At 32.5% G+C, this 18088-nt stretch carries 18 protein-coding genes; 7 read left to right on the top strand and 11 right to left on the bottom strand.

From position 1 onward, the window contains the following. Nucleotides 1-142 precede the first annotated feature (142 nt). The 5 genes from ACP3TL_RS01980 (at nt 143) to agrA (ending at nt 4444) form a co-directional block, all read left to right on the top strand. On the top strand, nt 143-928 hold the full coding sequence (locus ACP3TL_RS01980) for a carbon-nitrogen family hydrolase (protein ID WP_046466290.1): 786 nt from the start codon (nt 143-145) through the stop codon (nt 926-928). Nucleotides 929-1686: 758 nt separating this feature from the next. Beyond that, the gene (locus ACP3TL_RS01975) at nt 1687-2256 is read left to right on the top strand and encodes an accessory gene regulator AgrB (protein WP_046466291.1); all 570 of its coding nucleotides are present in this window, start codon (nt 1687-1689) and stop codon (nt 2254-2256) included. Between the two features lie 2 nt (nt 2257-2258). Further along, nucleotides 2259-2396 (top strand): cyclic lactone autoinducer peptide AgrD, encoded by a 138-nt coding sequence (gene agrD, locus ACP3TL_RS01970; protein ID WP_046466292.1) that lies wholly within the window; start codon nt 2259-2261, stop codon nt 2394-2396. Between the two features lie 23 nt (nt 2397-2419). Further along, a complete protein-coding gene (agrC, locus tag ACP3TL_RS01965) occupies nt 2420-3715 on the top strand; it encodes a quorum-sensing sensor histidine kinase AgrC (protein WP_285326718.1) in 1296 nt (431 codons plus the stop codon). 12 nt (nt 3716-3727) lie between these two features. Further along, a complete protein-coding gene (agrA, locus tag ACP3TL_RS01960) occupies nt 3728-4444 on the top strand; it encodes a quorum-sensing response regulator AgrA (protein ID WP_046466294.1) in 717 nt (238 codons plus the stop codon). A 35-nt stretch (nt 4445-4479) separates the two neighbouring features. On the opposite strand, the gene ACP3TL_RS01955 is transcribed toward agrA, so the two are convergent. The 6 genes from ACP3TL_RS01955 to ACP3TL_RS01930 form a co-directional block, all read right to left on the bottom strand. Next, entirely contained in the window at nt 4480-5445 is a 966-nt protein-coding gene (locus tag ACP3TL_RS01955) for a carbohydrate kinase family protein (protein ID WP_046466295.1), read from the bottom strand. Next, a complete protein-coding gene (locus ACP3TL_RS01950; RefSeq protein WP_046466296.1) occupies nt 5442-6926 on the bottom strand; it encodes a sucrose-6-phosphate hydrolase in 1485 nt (494 codons plus the stop codon). The genes ACP3TL_RS01955 and ACP3TL_RS01950 overlap by 4 nt, the downstream gene beginning before the upstream one ends. 91 nt (nt 6927-7017) lie before the next feature. Continuing rightward, nucleotides 7018-7980, bottom strand: coding sequence for a LacI family DNA-binding transcriptional regulator (locus ACP3TL_RS01945; RefSeq protein ID WP_285336857.1), 963 nt, complete (start codon nt 7978-7980; stop codon nt 7018-7020). Nucleotides 7981-8123: 143 nt separating this feature from the next. Continuing rightward, the gene (locus tag ACP3TL_RS01940) at nt 8124-8351 is read right to left on the bottom strand and encodes a sulfurtransferase TusA family protein (RefSeq protein ID WP_046466298.1); all 228 of its coding nucleotides are present in this window, start codon (nt 8349-8351) and stop codon (nt 8124-8126) included. Nucleotides 8352-8374: 23 nt separating this feature from the next. Then, nucleotides 8375-9466, bottom strand: coding sequence for a YeeE/YedE family protein (locus tag ACP3TL_RS01935; RefSeq protein WP_046466299.1), 1092 nt, complete (start codon nt 9464-9466; stop codon nt 8375-8377). Nucleotides 9467-9684: 218 nt separating this feature from the next. Beyond that, complete coding sequence (locus ACP3TL_RS01930) at nt 9685-10332, bottom strand: redox-sensing transcriptional repressor Rex (protein ID WP_176722985.1); 648 nt, start codon at nt 10330-10332, stop codon at nt 9685-9687. A gap of 144 nt (nt 10333-10476) precedes the next feature. On the opposite strand from ACP3TL_RS01930, the gene ACP3TL_RS01925 reads away from it, so the two are divergent. Next, on the top strand, nt 10477-12405 hold the full coding sequence (locus ACP3TL_RS01925) for an ABC-F family ATP-binding cassette domain-containing protein (protein WP_285326712.1): 1929 nt from the start codon (nt 10477-10479) through the stop codon (nt 12403-12405). Between the two features lie 356 nt (nt 12406-12761). Beyond that, nucleotides 12762-14363: a MutS-related protein gene (locus tag ACP3TL_RS01920; protein ID WP_046466302.1), complete on the top strand. Its 1602-nt coding sequence runs from the start codon at nt 12762-12764 to the stop codon at nt 14361-14363. A 55-nt stretch (nt 14364-14418) separates the two neighbouring features. Here the strand turns inward: ACP3TL_RS01920 and ACP3TL_RS01915 are convergent, their stop codons facing one another. From ACP3TL_RS01915 to tsaE, 5 genes are all read right to left on the bottom strand, one after another. Further along, nucleotides 14419-14841, bottom strand: a complete 423-nt coding sequence (locus ACP3TL_RS01915) for a VOC family protein (protein WP_046466303.1) — start codon at nt 14839-14841, stop codon at nt 14419-14421. A 274-nt stretch (nt 14842-15115) separates the two neighbouring features. Continuing rightward, nucleotides 15116-16144: a tRNA (adenosine(37)-N6)-threonylcarbamoyltransferase complex transferase subunit TsaD gene (gene tsaD / locus ACP3TL_RS01910; RefSeq protein WP_046466304.1), complete on the bottom strand. Its 1029-nt coding sequence runs from the start codon at nt 16142-16144 to the stop codon at nt 15116-15118. Continuing rightward, a complete protein-coding gene (rimI, locus tag ACP3TL_RS01905) occupies nt 16137-16601 on the bottom strand; it encodes a ribosomal protein S18-alanine N-acetyltransferase (protein ID WP_002507128.1) in 465 nt (154 codons plus the stop codon). The genes tsaD and rimI overlap by 8 nt, the downstream gene beginning before the upstream one ends. Continuing rightward, nucleotides 16574-17236 (bottom strand): tRNA (adenosine(37)-N6)-threonylcarbamoyltransferase complex dimerization subunit type 1 TsaB, encoded by a 663-nt coding sequence (tsaB, locus tag ACP3TL_RS01900; protein ID WP_046466305.1) that lies wholly within the window; start codon nt 17234-17236, stop codon nt 16574-16576. The genes rimI and tsaB overlap by 28 nt, the downstream gene beginning before the upstream one ends. Next, on the bottom strand, nt 17217-17678 hold the full coding sequence (gene tsaE / locus ACP3TL_RS01895; RefSeq protein WP_046466306.1) for a tRNA (adenosine(37)-N6)-threonylcarbamoyltransferase complex ATPase subunit type 1 TsaE: 462 nt from the start codon (nt 17676-17678) through the stop codon (nt 17217-17219). The genes tsaB and tsaE overlap by 20 nt, the downstream gene beginning before the upstream one ends. Between the last annotated feature and the right edge of the window lie 410 nt (nt 17679-18088).

The following is an 18088-nucleotide window of genomic DNA, read 5'->3' as shown; positions in this document are numbered from 1 at the left end:
TTTTTATTTAAATATTTTGATTTTGAGTATGCACACTTCTCACGTGCGTATTTTGTAACTTCATTGAAAACTGCCCGCAATTTTGAATTTTCTGAATATATCTAGTATATTTATGCTAACAACAATTTAAGGGGCGATCGAGATGAATATAGAAATCTTTCAATTTAAAGTGGAACCAGCGAATGTTGCATTAAATGAAGAAACAATTACGAATTGGTTTGCCGAGTATGTGACAGCAGAGACAGATATCGTAGTTTTACCGGAAATGTGGAACAACGGTTATGCCCTATCTCAACTAAAAGAACTTGCTGATAATCAATTATCAAGAAGTTTTGAGTTTATATCAAAATTAGCAATCCAATATAAAGTTGATGTAATTGCAGGTTCTGTTTCAAATAGTATGAAAGATAACATCTACAATACTGCTTTTGCCGTTTCAAAAAATGGTTATTTAATAAACAGTTATGACAAGGTACATCTTGTGCCGATGTTGGATGAACCTTCATTTTTAACACCCGGTAATGCAGTTCCAGAACCCTTCACTCTATCAGATGGAGCCAAAGTTGCACATATTACTTGTTACGATTTACGCTTTCCTGAATTACTTCGCTATCCAGCGCGTAAAGATGCACAAATCGCTTTTTATGTTGCACAATGGCCAGCGGTAAGATTGAATCATTGGACTGCCCTCTTAAAAGCACGTGCTATTGAAAATGATATATTTGTAGTTGGTTGTAATGCTTGTGGAGATGATGGCAAGACTGAATATGCAGGTCATTCTATCGTGATTAACCCTAATGGTGAAGTTATAGCAGAATTAAAAGAAAAACCAGATCATTTAACTAGTGACATTGATTTAGATGAAGTAACAAATCAACGCAATACTATCCCAGTATTCAAAAATTTAAGACCACATCTATATAAATGATTTCATTATAAAAACCGTGAGCTTGGGAGGGGCTCACGGTTTTTGTAACTTATTATTAAGGGAATGTTTTTACAGTTATTTCTCTATCTATTTTTGGGGATGTTATTAATTATGAAAAAAATTAGTGAATTTACCGATTTTAATGATAAATTGAATGATGTTTACGATAGCTTACATGTTAATACTTTAAATTGTCTCTGTTATAGACAATGTTAAAATGATATTAGATTCGAGACTGGGAAGGTTCTGCAAATCTAAATTGGGAATGCTTAAATTAATAAGCGCGTTGTGTACTCAGTAAGTACTATTTTACGAAATCACTAATTGCTGCTGAGATATCTTTTGTCACTACATCAGCCTCCTCTTGTTTGTATTAAAATTGAAAAACGACAACTAATTTTTGTAACTATAACAACTATACTAAGAAAGTACAGTTACAATATCAGCGTGTCAATTAAGCTCCTGCTCAAAAGCTTAATTAACTTCATCATTCAAATCAAAATTCAAACAAAAATTGATTAAATGATTTGTAAAATGCTATCACTTCTTTGTGATACAAGTACATTTAACCATGATTTTGAGCTTATTCGTTAAAAAATCCCTAACTCGTCATATTTCATTCCTAAATGTTTACTTTTTTATGTTAAAATTAAAGAGATAAAGATTAGCAACAGTTAGGAACACAAAATATACAGTTAAGCAATAAGACGCATAAAACTTAATTAAAATTGTATAATACGTCTGAGGAGAGAAGCCCAATGTTAAAGTCTATAGATAGCAAAATTGACCGTTTTGCTAAATATCTACAACAACGTAACAACTTAGAACATATAGATTATTTAAAGATGCGTTTAGGTATGCAAGTATTTGTAGGCAATATAACTAAAACAATAATAACTTATGGCGTTTCAATCCTTTGCCATCTCTTTTTTTACACACTAACTGTCCATTTATCGTACTTTTTAATTAGGCGTTATGCACACGGCGCGCATGCAAAATCTTCTATCTTATGTCATGTGCAGAATTTATTGTTATTTGTTTTATTACCCTGGTTAATCGGGTATATGGAAGTGTCTTCATTAATTATGTATCCATTAGCAATAATTGGTTTCATTATATTAATGATATACGCACCTGCCGCTACCAAAAAGCAACCTATACCGCAACGATTAGTGAAAGGTAAGAAATTAAAGACAGTCATTGTAACTTTATTATTATTAGTAATATCAATGTTTTTCAGTGAGCCTTACCAACAATTAGTACTTTTAGGCATTATTTTGATTGCTATCGCTCAACTACCTATATTTTTCCCTAAGGAGGATGTTTAATTATGCATATCTTTGAATCTATTTTTAGTTTAATCGCGAAGTTTTTCTCAACACTTGGTGCAGTAGCTGGTTTAAGCCCTTGTGGCGGTTATTTTGACGAACCAGAAGTACCTAAAGAAATTACAGATTTATACGAATAATTGCCCTAGAGAGTGTGTAGAGTATGGCTATTTTAAACACAATAATGTTATCAATATTTCAAGCATTTTTGCTTTTCGTAATCATTAAAATTTTAACAAATGTAACTTATACTTTGAGGGATTATATTACCATTATTGGGATTATAATCCCTTCAACCATTTTATTCTTTTATTTTGACAAAAAATCGATGTTATGTTTATTATTAGTAAGTGTTATATTTATGTATTATAAGAAACGTTTCATAGGCGTTGCATCTGTACTCGTTAGCTTTTTCATCTTATATATGGCTAATTTTTTATCAATCTGGTTAGCAACATTATTACTAGATTTAATTTCAGCCCAGTACATATTTGATTTTATATATTTACTTATTTTCGCTATAATAACATTGTTTTTCTCAATACTAGGAAGGATTTTATTCAAACAATTAACCACTTCTGGTTTATCATTAAATAAAATCTATTTAATCATTGTCTGTGTTTTTCTGCTTACAATATTACTACTAATCTATTTTTATTTACCAAAACAAAATCTTTCTTTCGGGGATGCAAAGTTTTTAGTGGTTATGTATGCCGTATTAATTATTACTACTGCTGTAGTTATCGTTACGATTTCTTTTAGTATTATTCGTCAAATTCAGTACAAACGTAATATGCGTGAAATCGAGAATTACTATAAGTACACTTTACAAATAGAAAAAATTAATCATGAAATGCGTAAATTCAGACATGACTACGTCAATATATTATCAACGATGTCGGATTTTATTAGAGAAAATGATATGAAAGGTTTAGATCAATACTTCCATGAAGAGATTTTACCTATGCAAGACAGTATGCAAATGAACGCCATTAAAATTAATGGTATTGAAAATCTAAAGGTTCGTGAAATCAAAGGATTATTAACAACAAAAATTTTACAAGCTCAAGAAAAAAATATTAGAATTAGCATAGAAGTACCTGAAATAATCGAAAAAATCGAAATGCCTATTATTAATTTGAGTAGAGTTATTGGCATTTTACTTGATAATGCAATTGAAGCTTCTGAAAAAATAGTCGATGATCCGCTTATTCGAATTGCTTTTATCAAAAACGAAGATGATTCAGTGATGTTTATAGTTATGAATAAATGTGATACTGATATGCCTCGAGTACATACCCTATTCCAAGAGAATTTCTCTACAAAAGGTAAAAATCGTGGACTCGGACTTTCAACATTAAAAGAATTGACTGATACGACTTCTAATGTTTTATTAGATACAACGATTGATAACAACTATTTTATTCAAAAAGTAGAAATATTAAATACTGATTCATAAGGGTGTGAAAATATGAAAATATTCATATGTGAAGATGATGAAAGACAACGTGAGAATATGATTTCAATTATCAACAACTACATCATGATTGAAGAGAAGCCGATGGAAATTGAAATTGCAACTGCCGATCCTTATGAAGTTTTAGAACGTTCAAAAGATTTAAGTGATATAGGATGTTACTTTTTAGATATACAATTGGAAGCAGACATTAACGGTATCAAGCTTGCCAGTGAAATTCGCAAGCACGATCCTGTAGGTAATATCATTTTTGTTACAAGTCATAGCGAGCTTACATACCTTACTTTTGTTTATAAAGTAGCAGCGATGGACTTTATTTTTAAAGATGACCCAGAAGAATTAAAGTCTAGAATCATTGATTGTTTAGAAACTTCAGAATCCAGGTTAAAATTACTTTCTAAAGAACGCACTGTCGAAACAATTGAATTAAAACGTGGAAGTAATTCGGTATATGTTCAATATGATGATGTTATGTTTTTTGAGTCCTCTTCTAAATCTCATCGATTGATTGCGCACTTAGACAATAGACAAATTGAATTCTATGGTAATCTTAAAGAACTTAATCAGCTCGATGACAGATTTTTTAGATGTCATAACAGTTTCGTTGTTAACAGACATAACATTGAATCTATTGACTCAAAATCTCGCATTGTATATTTCAAAAACCAAGAACATTGCTTTGCTTCAGTAAGAAATGTTAAAAAAATATAATAAAAAGACTTAGCAAATTATGCTAAGTCTTTTTATTATTTATTTAACGCTTTATTTACTTCACTTAAATTTGGAATACTCTCTATAGCGCCGTATTTTGTAGTAACCATTGCTGCTACATAATTACTAAATTCTAAAATACTTTGACCTTCATTTTTCAATAATTGATTTATATCATTTGTATGCGAGGTTACGATTCTACTAATCAAAGCTCCAATAAAAGCATCTCCGGCACCTGTCGTATCAATCGGCTGTACTTTAAACCCTTGATGCGTAATAACTGTACCGTCCTTCAAATATATCATAGCTCCGGCAGCACCTTTAGTATAAATAACCGCTTCTACATCACCTTGAAATAACCATTGAATTGCTTGTGCTTCGTCACTCTGACCCGTAACAAACGTCAATTCTTCATCAGAAATTTTAACAATATTTGCTAACGGAATAAATGATTGTATTGCTTCTTTACACGCATCTTCACTATCCCATAACGGCAAGCGAACATTGGGATCAAATACAACTGTTCCCCCTGCTACTTTAACTTTATCAATCAATGCTTTGTGTGCATATTTCATAGGACTTTCTACTAAATCCACCGAACAAAAATGTAGCACATCGTTTTCCATTACATCAATTCCTGCTACTGCTTCAGTTTGGTACAGCATATCAGCAGAAGGTTTACGATAAAAGGAAAAGTCTCTTTCACCGTCTTTGGTTAAGCTTACAAAAGCTAATGCCGTATTAGCCTCGTCTGTACGTTTTAAATACTGTGTACCGACATCTAAATTTTCTAACGTTTCAACTATTAAATCACCAAATGCATCATTTCCTAATTGAGTAATCATTTCAGCTTTGCCACCTAATTTAGTGGTCGTACATGCAACATTACAAGGTGCGCCTCCCACTTGGCGCGAAAATCCTTCAACATCTTTTAATTTAGAGTCTGTCGTATTAGGTATAAAATCGATTAACGCTTCACCTATAGCAAGTAGTCGTTTCATACTTCCTCATCCTTTAAATCATATTTTGTGAATTTTAAATATACTTGACCAGATTCTGTTGATGTTTTAATCCCTGTAGCTTCATCATCTGTAAAAATTCTAGAAGTCATGACACGTTCACCATCGTTGCAGAATATTTCGACACTCGATGTATCTATAAATAATTGTAACTGTGTCAAAGGCGTATCCAGATAGGTTGTTCTTGTTGTACTATCAACTGGGTCTGGTAACAAACCACTTTCACTACGATCTAATGTTAACTTTTGCTCTTTCTTATTATAAGTAATGAGTGTTGTTTGTGTTTTAGACGTACGCACTTCAAAATATACTTCAGTTGAATCGTTTTCTAAAATATCGATAATCAATTCATATTGTTTTCCTTCATAAGGATACAATTGTCTCGTAAATTTATTCGCATATCCTAGTGCTGTTTCTTTATTTGTTCTTAATTGTTCAAGGGATTTTGCAGGTCGTTGTTTTAAATTACCTGCTTCAATCGATAGTACACGTGGAATAGTTAGACAATGTGCCCATCCGTCAACATCAGATGGATAATTAATTTCAGGCAACCCCATCCAGCCAATTAATACCCGCTGTCCATGTTCATCTATAAATGTTTGTGGCGCATAAAAATCAAATCCGTGGTCAAGTTCAAAAAAGTCTCCATGATTCATTGTTAAATTACCAATGTCGTATTGTCCCATAATATACCCTGATTGATAGATATTTTTAAATCGTTCACCTTCTTCATCAATACCTTGTGGACAAAATAACAACATGTCATATCCATCCAAATTAAAGTAATCCGGACATTCCCACATATAACCAAATGAATCTAGATTCGTATGAACTTCGCCTTGAAATTCCCAATTCACGATATCCGTTGAACGATATTGAATCACTCTACCTTGACCTTGTTCATTTTGAGCTCCAATGACAGCATAATAGATACCATCTTTTGAAAATACTTTAGGATCTCTGAAATGTTGAGTATAGCCAAATGGCGGTTCAGCAATGACGGCTTTAGGAAACTTTTTAACTTCACCTTGTGCATTTACTTTTGCAATATGTTGTGTAGAAATTCTATTCCAATCTTCATCGCGATGATTTGCCGTGTACATATAATACATATGGTTATTATATTCAAATGCACTACCACTATAAACACCATGACTATCATCTTTAGTATCTGGCTTTAATGATGCGCCCACATCTTCAAAATGTACTAAATCTTTACTTGTATATGTATACCAATATTTCAAACCATGAACTGGTCCTAACGGAAACCATTGATGTGATATATAATAAGTTCCATCGTAATATATCAGTCCGTTAGGATCGTTTAATAATCCTGTTTTAGGTTGTAAATGAAACGTTTGTCTATACTTAGATTGATTAACTTGAAGTGTTAAATCATCTAATGTTTGCTGATCAACGTCTTCATATCTTTGATAACGTTCATCTCTTGTCCACTCAGCCATTACTGTGTTCCTCCTAGTATCAATATTCAAACTTTATTTTACGTAATGGTACCGGTTCCATTACATTTCATTATATAATATCATGCTTCACTCAATTTTTAAATGAAAGACTCACATCAATAGTGATACGCTGCTCTATTGGTTGGTGTTGAATCAGTTGATTGAGTTTACTCATTGCTACTTCACCAGCATATTCAAAATGATAATTAACTGTATGAATTGAAGGCGAGACAATTTCCGTAACTGGATCACCACCAAAGCCTACGATAAACTTGTCCTCATTTTGCGTCGCATCTTCTGAGATGACTTTATGTGCAGCTAATGCGATAGAATCTGTGGCTCCCACAACTGCGTCATAATTAGCTTGAGCTTGCAATACTTTTAATACATCGATCATTGCTTCATTGTAATTAAATGAGGTTTGCGAAATATGTGGTTTGACATTATATTTCGCTAAGCCACTGATCAAGCCTTTTTTTCTATGTATACCAACAGCTATATCAGTTTCTGTAACTCCAAAAAATTGGATGCTTTTAAATCCCTTTAATCCGAGCGCCTCCCCTACCATATAACCTGCATGAAAATCATTATGAATGATACTGTGCAAGTCCTTATGTTCTTGACCGACAATGATAACAGGAACATCAATTTTATTAATCACTTCCATATGTCTATCTGTAATTTCTGTAGCCATTAAAATAATGCCATCGACTTTACTTCTATAAAACGTTTCTAGAGCATCAATTTCCAGTTCTGTATCGATATTTGTATAATTTAGAAATAATCTATAGTTCAAATCATCACAAACTGTCTTCACACCTTTGATTGTTTCATCTACAGCGTAAGAGTTCATTCTAGGTATGATTGCCCCTATCATATTGGTTCTATGCGCTCGTAGACTTTGTGCAAACTGATTTGGTTGGTAATCATTTTCTTGAATAATTTTATCCAACTTCTGCTTAGTTTTTAAACTTACCGAGCCATTATTAAGATATCTTGAAACTGTACTCTTCGATACGCCAGCAATTTTTGCAATATCAGATATATTTTTCATATTCTCTCACTCTCATCAATAAGCTATTCTCAATATGATTAATTCTATCATATTGCAATCGCTTTAAATACTATTTAAAATAAAAACCAACCTGATACCTTAGGTGTTTTAACCTAATAATAGCAAGTTGGTTGATCTTTCATTTATTCAGCTTTTTGAATTGTAATTGTCCAAGAAGCATCATCTAATTGTTCATAGTTTGTTATCGGATATCCTTTTTCAGCTGCCCAATTAGGTAGTGCCTCTGTTGCCTGAGTACAGTCAAAGTCTATTTTCAATTCTTCACCGTTATCCATTGTATCCATTTTCTTTTGTGCTTCTATTAATGGAAATGGACAAACCATTCCTACCGTTCCTAATTCATGTATCATAATTAAATTCCTCCCTAATATAATTAAGTCGTTTGAGTTTGTGTTGAGACCGTATTTTCACTAGCTTGTTGGCGTTGCGCTTTTTTCATAGGTTTTATAAATATAAAGTAACTCATAAACCAAGCTCCCAAAATCATAGACGCAAGTGCAATCCAACCTTTCCATGACATCGTTGCAGTTTCTACTAAACCGTTACCTATTGAACAACCGCCAGCTACAGAAGCGCCAAATCCCATACATACGCCGCCGATAACGCTATTGCGTATTGTCTTTTTATCTGGCATTCTCCATTTGAATTCTTTAGCACCTTTCGCAGCAATATAAGAACCAACGAATATACCTAGAACAAGGAATACACCCCAGTCTATCAATTTCAAGTCACCAGTCACAAAGAATTGAACTATATTTGCAGATGGTGTCGTAATACCAAGTCCATACATTCTGCCTGTTGATTCACTTACAGGCCATGCGAGTAAAGCAATTAGCCCAACAGCAATTGCTGCAACAAATGGGTGATATTTTTTCTCGAATAAATAGTGTCTTATACCTGTATATTTTTGCTTTAATTTCGGTATAGCAAATTTAGGTTTCGGTTTACGTAACGTTTTAACAACAAGAAGAATTGTGATGATTGTAAGTAACGCGACCCAAACCCATGTTGGTATACCTGTCGTTTGTGCCATACTTGAGTTTACATTTGTTGGTTTGTTTACACCATTCATTAATGGTAACAGCAAACCAAATTTTGTTGCCGCTGCAGTGAAGCCATAAGCAATAAGTGCCATCCAGCTTCCAATTAAACCTTCTCCAGCTCTATACCACGTACCTGTAGCACAACCTCCAGATAAAATAATACCAATACCAAAAATAAATGAACCTATTACTGTTCCGATAATTGGATACGTAGATTCTGGAATTTCTACTAAGCCTGTTGATGTTAAAATTAATAACCCAATACTTTGTACGGAAATTGCAATTAACAATGCATAAAACATTTTATTGCTTTTTTGAACGTACATATCTCTAAATCCACCAGCTAAACAAAATCGCGTTCTTTGCATAACAAAGCCTAAAAGCGCACCAACGATCAGTCCACTGATTACTAACCACGTCATATTATTACCTCTTTCCCGATAAAATCAATATGATTTATCATATTAAACTTTCCATTAAATATCAAGCCTGTTTGCTCATATTTTATAAAGTGTTAATTGTCAAAATAACTGTAGTTGGTAGTAATCATATAACTAAATACAAAAACTAGCTTTTTTAAACACTCACCACCTAACGTGTGTCTCGTGTAAATAAAAAAGCTAGCCTATTTTCATACGCTTTATTTGTTACTATAATTTTTCATAAAGAAGAGTAAAGATTGTAATTCAATACCTAAATCAATATGATGCACTTGAACATCCGATGGTGTCAGAACACGACTTGGTGTAAAGTTCAAAATACCTTTTACACCTGTTTTTACTAAAGTGTCAGCAACGTGCTGCGCTACTTCTTCAGGTGTAGTTAAAATCACTACATCAATATGTTCTTGTGCTAATATATCCGTAATTTTATCAAACGGACTGACTGTTACTTTCCCTATTTGCGTCCCTATAATTTCATCTCGTATATCAAAAGCTTCCGTTATTGTCATCTCATCATGTATTGAGAAATTGTATGTTAATAATGCTTTCCCTAAATTCCCAACACCTACAATTGCAATTTTTATCTCGTCATTTTCACTTATCTCATTTTTAAAAAAATGTAATAAGCTATCTATATTATAGCCATAGCCTTTCTTGCCTAATTCACCAAAATATGAAAAATCACGACGAATCGTTGCAGAATCAATGTTCAAGCCCTCACTTATAGTTTTTGAATTAACTCTATCTATGCCTTTAGATTTCAAAGTATTGACGAATCTATAATACAACGATAAACGTTTCAATGTGGCACGAGGAATCTTTTCGCTTTGATTAGCCAAGATCATGTCCCCCTATTTCATTATCTATTGCTGATTTATCTTATAATCACTACAACATTATACATTATTGAATAATAAAAATAAACAATGATAGTTTTAACCACGCGTTGAATACTGTAGAATGATAATGAATAGAGAGGTGCAAATCGGATGATATTATTACAACTCAATCACTTAACTAAATCATTCGACGGAGAAGATATTTTTAATAATGTAGATTTTGAAGTTAAAACTGGTGAACGTATTGGTATCGTAGGACGTAATGGTGCCGGGAAATCTACTTTAATGAAAATCATTGCTGGCGTCGAGACATATGATAGCGGTCAAGTTTCAAAAAGCAAAAATCTCAAGCTTGGTTATCTAACACAACAAATGACTTTAAATACGAATCAAACTGTTTTTGATGAAATGTCGAAACCATTTGAAAGTATGAAAAAATTAGAATCAGAAATGAAATTTGAGACAGATTGGTTAGCGCAACATGCTGATGAATATGATACTGAGTCATATAAGACACACATCGATCGCTATGAGTCTTTATCTAATCAATTTGAACAACAAGAAGGTTACCAATATGAAAGTAAGATTAAAACTGTACTACATGGTTTGAATTTTAGTGAAGCGGACTTTAATCGTCCTATTAATGATTTTAGTGGCGGTCAAAAGACCAGGTTATCTTTAGCCCAGATGTTACTTAGCGAACCTGATTTGCTATTACTTGATGAACCTACAAACCATTTAGATATGGAAACAACTCAATGGTTGGAAAGTTACCTTAATTATTTCAAAGGCGCTATCGTTATTATTAGTCACGATAGATATTTCTTAGATAAAATTGTCAATCAAATTTATGACGTTGCGCTCGGCGATGTACAACATTACGTAGGTAACTATGGACAATTCATAGCGCAAAGAGATAAATATTATGAAAAACGTATGCAAGAATATGAAAGTCAACAAGCTGAAATTAAAAAACTTGAAACATTCGTAGAGAAAAACATCGCTCGTGCTTCAACTACGGGCATGGCAAAAAGCCGAAGGAAAATGTTGGAAAAAATGGAAAGAGTTAACAAACCTATGATTGATGCTAAAAGCGCCAATATTCAATTCGATTTTGATAGAAATACTGGAAACGATGTATTTCATATTAAAAATCTAGAAATTGGATATGAGGAAGCCATAACAAAAGGCATTAATATCGAAGCCACGAAAGGAGACCATATTGCAATCATTGGTCCTAATGGTATTGGCAAGTCTACTTTAATCAAAACAGTCGCAGGTCTCCAACAAAAGATCAGTGGAGAAATTACTACAGGTGCAAATTTAAAAGTTGGTTATTACGACCAAAAACAAGCTGAATTTAAATCAAACAAAACAATCCTTGATTATTTATGGGACCAATATCCAACAATGAATGAAAAAGATATTCGCGCTGTCTTAGGTCGTTTCTTATTTGTACAAGATGACGTCAAAAAAATCATCAATGACTTGTCTGGTGGAGAAAAAGCGCGTCTTCAACTTGCTCTACTGATGCTAGAGCGCAATAATGTGCTTATTTTAGATGAGCCAACTAACCATCTAGACATAGACTCTAAAGAGATGCTTGAACAAGCGTTGTCAGATTTTAAAGGCACAATTTTATTTGTGTCACATGATCGCTATTTTATAAACGAACTTGCAAATAAAGTTTATGACTTGGACACTACTGGTGGGACAATGTATTTAGGTGATTATCAGTATTACATTGAAAAATTAGAAGAAAAAGCAGCAATTCAAGCGAAAAGAGAATTGGATAACCCTACAAAAACAGAAGTAAGTGCATCACAAAATCATAATTACGTTGACCAAAAACAACAAAAACGAGAGCAACGACAAGTTGAACGTAAAATAGAACAATGTGAAACAAATATTGAAATATACGAACAAGAAATAAACAATATAAACGAACAACTCACACAGCCTGATGTCTATTCTAATCCAGAAAAAGCAAATGATTTAGCAATTGAAAAAGAAATAGCCGAACAAAAATTAGAACAAGTCATGGATGAGTGGGCAGAATTACAAGAAATGTTAATATAATCGTTATAAGTGCAATTGAGCTAAAGTAAAATTTTCTACTTTAGTTCTTTTTTTATGCTCATTCTATTCACACTACCTTTGCTGTTATAATAGCTATCCACAGAGTTATCCTACTTATCCACAAGTAATAAGTAACTATTAGCTGTTTTCAATTTTCAGATATTAACCTATATCCACAAACATAACCACTACTTATCCACAAGTTATGCACTATTTGTTGATAAGTACGCACGTTCCCTATTGACATTCCATTCAAACTATAAATTACTCAAAACGAAAGGTATTTGTTTAAAATGGAATGCCATGTCATAATTATTACGGGTTTACAGCAAAATCGTGAAAGGATGTACAAAAATATGCCTACATTATTATGGTTTCTAATTGCTTTTATTCTAGGAACAACAATACTGATTATTACTACGACGATTGCTGCTAATAAAAAATTAAAGCATGATTTACAAAATCTATGGACTAACCAAAAATCACTAGAAAACTTTATTCGTCCTAACCATAACTATAGTTATGAGTTTGACACATATAAAAATAGATTTGATGAAAATTTATTGCTAGATGATAAAACCTGGTCTGATTTAGATATGGAAAGTGTATTTCATAGTATGAATTTTAATTTTACTGCAATTGGCGAGATGAGACTTTTTGCTACACTAAGAAATATGTATAAAGTAAAAGATGAAAATTTAATTCATCAATTTAAAACAAATATTTCATTTAGAAATTACGTTTCTCTGCAATTAGCAAAAATTGGTAAAGCTATTTATCCTATTTTTCCAGATCAATTATTACATATTAAACGAAATAATTTTTTTATGCTATGTACATATTTACCTCTTATTTTTATGATTCTAACTTTCTTTTCACCTAGTGAAGGTATAGCTTTAACAATCGCTTCTGTCATATTCAATATGATTCTTAGTGGCTCGTTAAAAAAGACGTATAATCAAGATTTAAATGCAATATTTTATACATCTACAGTTATTAAAAAAGCACATACCTTACAAAAACTTGAGGATACACCTAATCTTGATGTCGATTTCAGCCATTTTCGCATAGCTCGTAGATTTAGTGGTTTATTAGGTCGTGTTAATTCTAGCGATGATGCCTTTGTCATATCTTTACTAATAAAAATAATTTTTATGCTGGACTATCATATCTTCCATTTAATTCAAAACAGTTTTAAAAAATATGAAGATGAAGTAATGTCTTGTTATAAATATATTGCGAGCATAGATAATCATTATGCCGTAGCACTTTGGCAAGAGACGTTGGATCATTACTCCCTTCCACAAGTCAATAGAGAAGACTACCTTGAATTTGAAGAATTAACTCACCCTCTTATCTACGAAGCGGTATCTAATGATATGAGTATAAATAATCATATACTTTTAACGGGGTCCAATGCTTCAGGAAAATCAACGTTTATGAAAGCAATTGCTCTAAACTTAGTATTAGCTCAAGCAGTAAACACTGTTACAGCAACGAAATTCATCTATAAACCTGGCGTAGTTTATACCTCTATGGTTAATCAAGATGATATTTTGACTGGAGATAGTTATTTTATGACTGAAGTCAAATCGATACGACGCTTATTCGATATAACAACATCCAACAAAATATATTGCTTTATTGATGAAATTTTTAAAGGAACCAACACTACAGAACGTATTGCAGCTTCAGAATCTGTATTAAGCTACTTGAACCAACTACCCGGTTATAGACTTATTGCTGCTACACACGATATAGAGTTAGCTACTTTACTAGAGAAAAACTATGCAAATTATCATTTCAATGAATCTATTTTAGAAAATGAAATTGCTTTTGACTTCAAGGTAAAACCTGGTAAAGCCGATACTAGAAATGCCATAGAGTTATTACGTATTATGCAATTTCCAGAACAAATCTATAAACGCGCAAAATCTTTCACCTCAAAAACCAATTAATCAAAAAGATAAGGCTGGGACATAATTACGTGTCTCAGCCTTATCTTTTTATAATTTATTCTGCATTGATCATCCAAGTCACACCAAATGGGTCGTTAAACATACCATATAGTTCAGACCACTCTGTCTTACCTAATGGCATCGTAGCTTCACATCCACCTTCTATCGCTTTATTAAAAAATGCTTCTGCTTGCTGTTTGTCCGCTTCATTTGAATAATCAAAAGTAAAAGCCACAATCGCACCACTATTATCAATTTTTTTATTTTTCATTGTATCACTACAATAGAATGTTTCACCTAAAATTTTAAATGATGCATTCATAGTAAAGTTCTTATCAATATCATATTCCTCTGGCATATTTGCAAACATTTCATGATCACCGCCAACACGCTGTATGTCAGTGGCCCCTAAGTGCTTTTCATAAAAATTTAACGCTGCTAAACTATTTTGAAAGTTAAAATATTGAACTGATTTCATTAAAATAGCCTCCTTTAAAAATAATATTTTTAAATATCCTTAGACTCTATTATTATTAGCTAATGTTTTACTAAATTACCTATACCCTTATTTTTCAAATATAAATAAAAAAACACCAACCGATCGACAAAATGAACTGCCCCCAGTCAAGTAGATACTTAAAAAGTAAAAACTTTGGAGGGAGCATATCCTATCATTCAATGGTTGGTGTTATTATTTTTAGAAAATATATTTAGCGCATATGTTGTCATGAATTCATCTTTTTAAATATCAATTAATATTTAGCTGAAAATTGTTCAATATCCATACTATTAAAACCATTTAATGTCATATCAGCAGTTACGCCAGCCTGATATAAATAATGGCCTGCTGAACCAATCATGGCAGCATTATCTGTGCAAAGACTAGGACTCGGTATACAAAGTTTGATGTTATGTGATTCACAGGCTACTGCTAAATTTGCTCGTAATCCTTTGTTACTTGCCACACCACCTGCAACAATCAGTTGTTTAACATCATAATGCTTACAAGCCGAAATAGCTTTACCGACTAAAACTTCTACGACACTATTTTGAAAGCTTGTTGCTACATCTGCTTTGTTAATTGCTTCACCTTTTTGTTTTAAATTATGCAATTTATTAATTACTGCACTTTTCAAACCACTAAAGCTGAAGTCATAGCTATCTTTTTCAAGCCATACTCTAGGAAATTGATAATTATCTTGTCCTTCTGCTGCAAGACGGTCTACTTGGGGACCACCTGGGTAACTTAGTCCAATTGTTCTCGCTACTTTATCATAAGCTTCACCCACAGCGTCATCTCTTGTCTCTCCTATAACTTCAAAGCTTAAATGATCTTTCATATATACTAATTCTGTATGTCCACCTGAGACTATTAATGCCATTAAAGGAAACTGTAAAGGCGTTTCTAAATGGTTCGCATAAATGTGACCAGCAATATGATGAACAGGTATCAAAGGTTTATCATAAGCAAATGCCAAGGCTTTCGCCGCATTAATTCCCACTAATAATGCACCAATCAATCCTGGTCCTTGCGTTACAGCAACTGCATCTATATCATGCATTGTTACATTTGCTTTAACTAACGATTCATCAATCGTTGTTGTTATTCCTTCAACATGATGTCTACTCGCTACTTCTGGCACTACGCCACCAAAACGTTTATGACTCTCAATTTGACTCAATACGATATTACTGAGTATTTCTGTACCATTTTTAATAATACTTACACTTGTTTCATCACAACTCGATTCAATTGCTAATATTAATGTTGCTTCACTCATTAAAATTCACCCACATAACTAATGCATCCTCGCCTTCACCATAATAATTTTTTCGCTTACCACCATATTTGAAACCTAAGTTTGTATAAACGTGTTGTGCTATATCGTTATCTACGCGCACTTCTAAACTCATCATCTCACATTTTTCTCGGACAAAATTCATTACATATTTTAATAAAAGTTGGCCTAAACCGTAACCCCTATATTCATTATCAATAGCAACGGTTGTAATTTGTGCTTGATCAATTACTATCCATAAGCCAATATAACCAATTATCTTCTCATTAAATTCAATAATAAAATAATTTGCAAATTCATTTTGCTCTACCTCGTGATAAAATGCATCAATCGACCAACTACTGTCATTAAAACTATTTCTTTCTATATCAAATACCTGTGGCACATCTTTTGTGTTCATTAATCGTATATTTAACTCTTGTTCTGTTGGTTTAACCAATTTCTCTCAGCCTCTGATATTTTAATATAGTTTGGTTTAAATTGATGAATGTCTTCTGCCGTTTCAATAAGTGGTTTCATATTTTTAGCTAGTGGCACATTCGCAACACAGGTACTATCTAATAGTTCTTCTAACTTCTCAGTGTCCATCCCTACAAACATGTAAGGTTGACCCGTCTTGTGCAATAAATCCAATAGTTCTTCAATAGGTAGATACTGGTCTTGTTCAACTTGGACTAATTGATCCGCTTCATATTGGTATACACCTGTATAAACTGCTTCTCTTCTTGCATCAAACACAGGTACAATCAATCTCGTATCTTCTTTAATCGTTGCAGCAAGTGCCTTTAGTGAAGACACGCCATACAACTCAGCATTTAAAGCATATGCTAAAGTTTTTGCCACTGTTACACCTATTCTTAAACCAGTATATGAACCTGGCCCCTGTGCAACTACAATGACATCGATATTTTCTTTCAATACTTTACTTTCAGCAATAACTTGTTCGATTGCTGGCATTAACTGTACTGAATGATTTACTTTTTCATTTGAATTCAATTCACTTAACACCTTATCGTCTTGCATTATAGCAACTGATAATGGCTGATTTGACGTATCAATCAACAGATAGTTCACGTTCAACCTCCTCCTTTATTTTTGCATAATGTACACCTTGTGCTTCTAATTCTATATTTCTTTCCGATTCATTTAATGTCGTTATGTTAATAGTTAAAGAAGACGGTGGTAAAAACTCAGAAATAAATTGACTCCATTCGATTAAAATAACTGCTTCATCTTCAAAATATTCATCAAAGCCTAAATCTTCTTCAGAGTCTTCTAATCTATAACAATCCATATGATGTAACTTCAAATTTAATCCTTGATATGATTTTATAATATTGAACGTTGGTGAATTAATATTTCTTTTTACACCTAACGCTTTTCCAATAAATTGACTTAATGTTGTTTTACCAGCACCTAAATCACCATTAAGCAATACAAGGTCGCCGGCTGATAAATACTTCGCTAGCGTTGTAGCAAAAACCGCCATTCCATCTAAATCCTTTATCTTAATCATATTCCTCTCCCTTTTAAAGCAACTTCACAATTTATTGTGATTAGTTGCTTTTATGCATGAGCTTTAGCTCAGGCGTTCCTTTTAAATTCCCACAATTTATTGTGATTAGTTGCTTTTATGCATGTAAAGTGTTACTTTTCAATTTATTGAATTAGTAACTCTTATGCAAGTGCGATTAGCACTTGTATACCTTTAACACTTCTCTTATAACCCATTATAAAAACTCAGTTCTTTCTATATTAGCAATTCGCAATTTTATTTGAATTAATCACTATCTATTACTTCAATTTATCTGTTCTATATAAATAACTCTTATAGTTTAACAAATTTTTGCCTATTTTACTTCATAGTGAAACAAGTTCTTTCTTTTTTGCAATTATGTGAATTTAGAGATAATTCGAAAAAGTTAT

It is taken from the genome of Staphylococcus caseorum (genome assembly GCF_049943195.1).
In the GTDB taxonomy this organism is placed as follows: Bacteria; Bacillota; Bacilli; order Staphylococcales; family Staphylococcaceae; genus Staphylococcus; species Staphylococcus equorum_A.
The sequence above is the reverse complement of the archived record's forward strand: the minus strand, read 5'-3'. Positions and strand labels throughout refer to the sequence as shown.

Coding starts and splice junctions, on each gene's coding strand:
- ACP3TL_RS01915 (WP_046466303.1), bottom strand. CDS start 14,841: ATGAAATCAGTTCAATATTTTAACTTTCAAAATAGTTTAGCAGCGTTA.
- ACP3TL_RS01975 (WP_046466291.1), top strand. CDS start 1,687: ATGTTAAAGTCTATAGATAGCAAAATTGACCGTTTTGCTAAATATCTA.
- agrD (WP_046466292.1), top strand. CDS start 2,259: ATGCATATCTTTGAATCTATTTTTAGTTTAATCGCGAAGTTTTTCTCA.
- tsaD (WP_046466304.1), bottom strand. CDS start 16,144: ATGAGTGAAGCAACATTAATATTAGCAATTGAATCGAGTTGTGATGAA.
- ACP3TL_RS01920 (WP_046466302.1), top strand. CDS start 12,762: ATGCCTACATTATTATGGTTTCTAATTGCTTTTATTCTAGGAACAACA.
- ACP3TL_RS01950 (WP_046466296.1), bottom strand. CDS start 6,926: ATGGCTGAGTGGACAAGAGATGAACGTTATCAAAGATATGAAGACGTT.
- ACP3TL_RS01925 (WP_285326712.1), top strand. CDS start 10,477: ATGATATTATTACAACTCAATCACTTAACTAAATCATTCGACGGAGAA.
- agrA (WP_046466294.1), top strand. CDS start 3,728: ATGAAAATATTCATATGTGAAGATGATGAAAGACAACGTGAGAATATG.
- ACP3TL_RS01945 (WP_285336857.1), bottom strand. CDS start 7,980: ATGAAAAATATATCTGATATTGCAAAAATTGCTGGCGTATCGAAGAGT.
- ACP3TL_RS01980 (WP_046466290.1), top strand. CDS start 143: ATGAATATAGAAATCTTTCAATTTAAAGTGGAACCAGCGAATGTTGCA.
- ACP3TL_RS01935 (WP_046466299.1), bottom strand. CDS start 9,466: ATGACGTGGTTAGTAATCAGTGGACTGATCGTTGGTGCGCTTTTAGGC.
- tsaE (WP_046466306.1), bottom strand. CDS start 17,678: ATGATTAAGATAAAGGATTTAGATGGAATGGCGGTTTTTGCTACAACG.
- agrC (WP_285326718.1), top strand. CDS start 2,420: ATGGCTATTTTAAACACAATAATGTTATCAATATTTCAAGCATTTTTG.
- ACP3TL_RS01930 (WP_176722985.1), bottom strand. CDS start 10,332: ATGATCTTGGCTAATCAAAGCGAAAAGATTCCTCGTGCCACATTGAAA.
- ACP3TL_RS01940 (WP_046466298.1), bottom strand. CDS start 8,351: ATGATACATGAATTAGGAACGGTAGGAATGGTTTGTCCATTTCCATTA.
- ACP3TL_RS01955 (WP_046466295.1), bottom strand. CDS start 5,445: ATGAAACGACTACTTGCTATAGGTGAAGCGTTAATCGATTTTATACCT.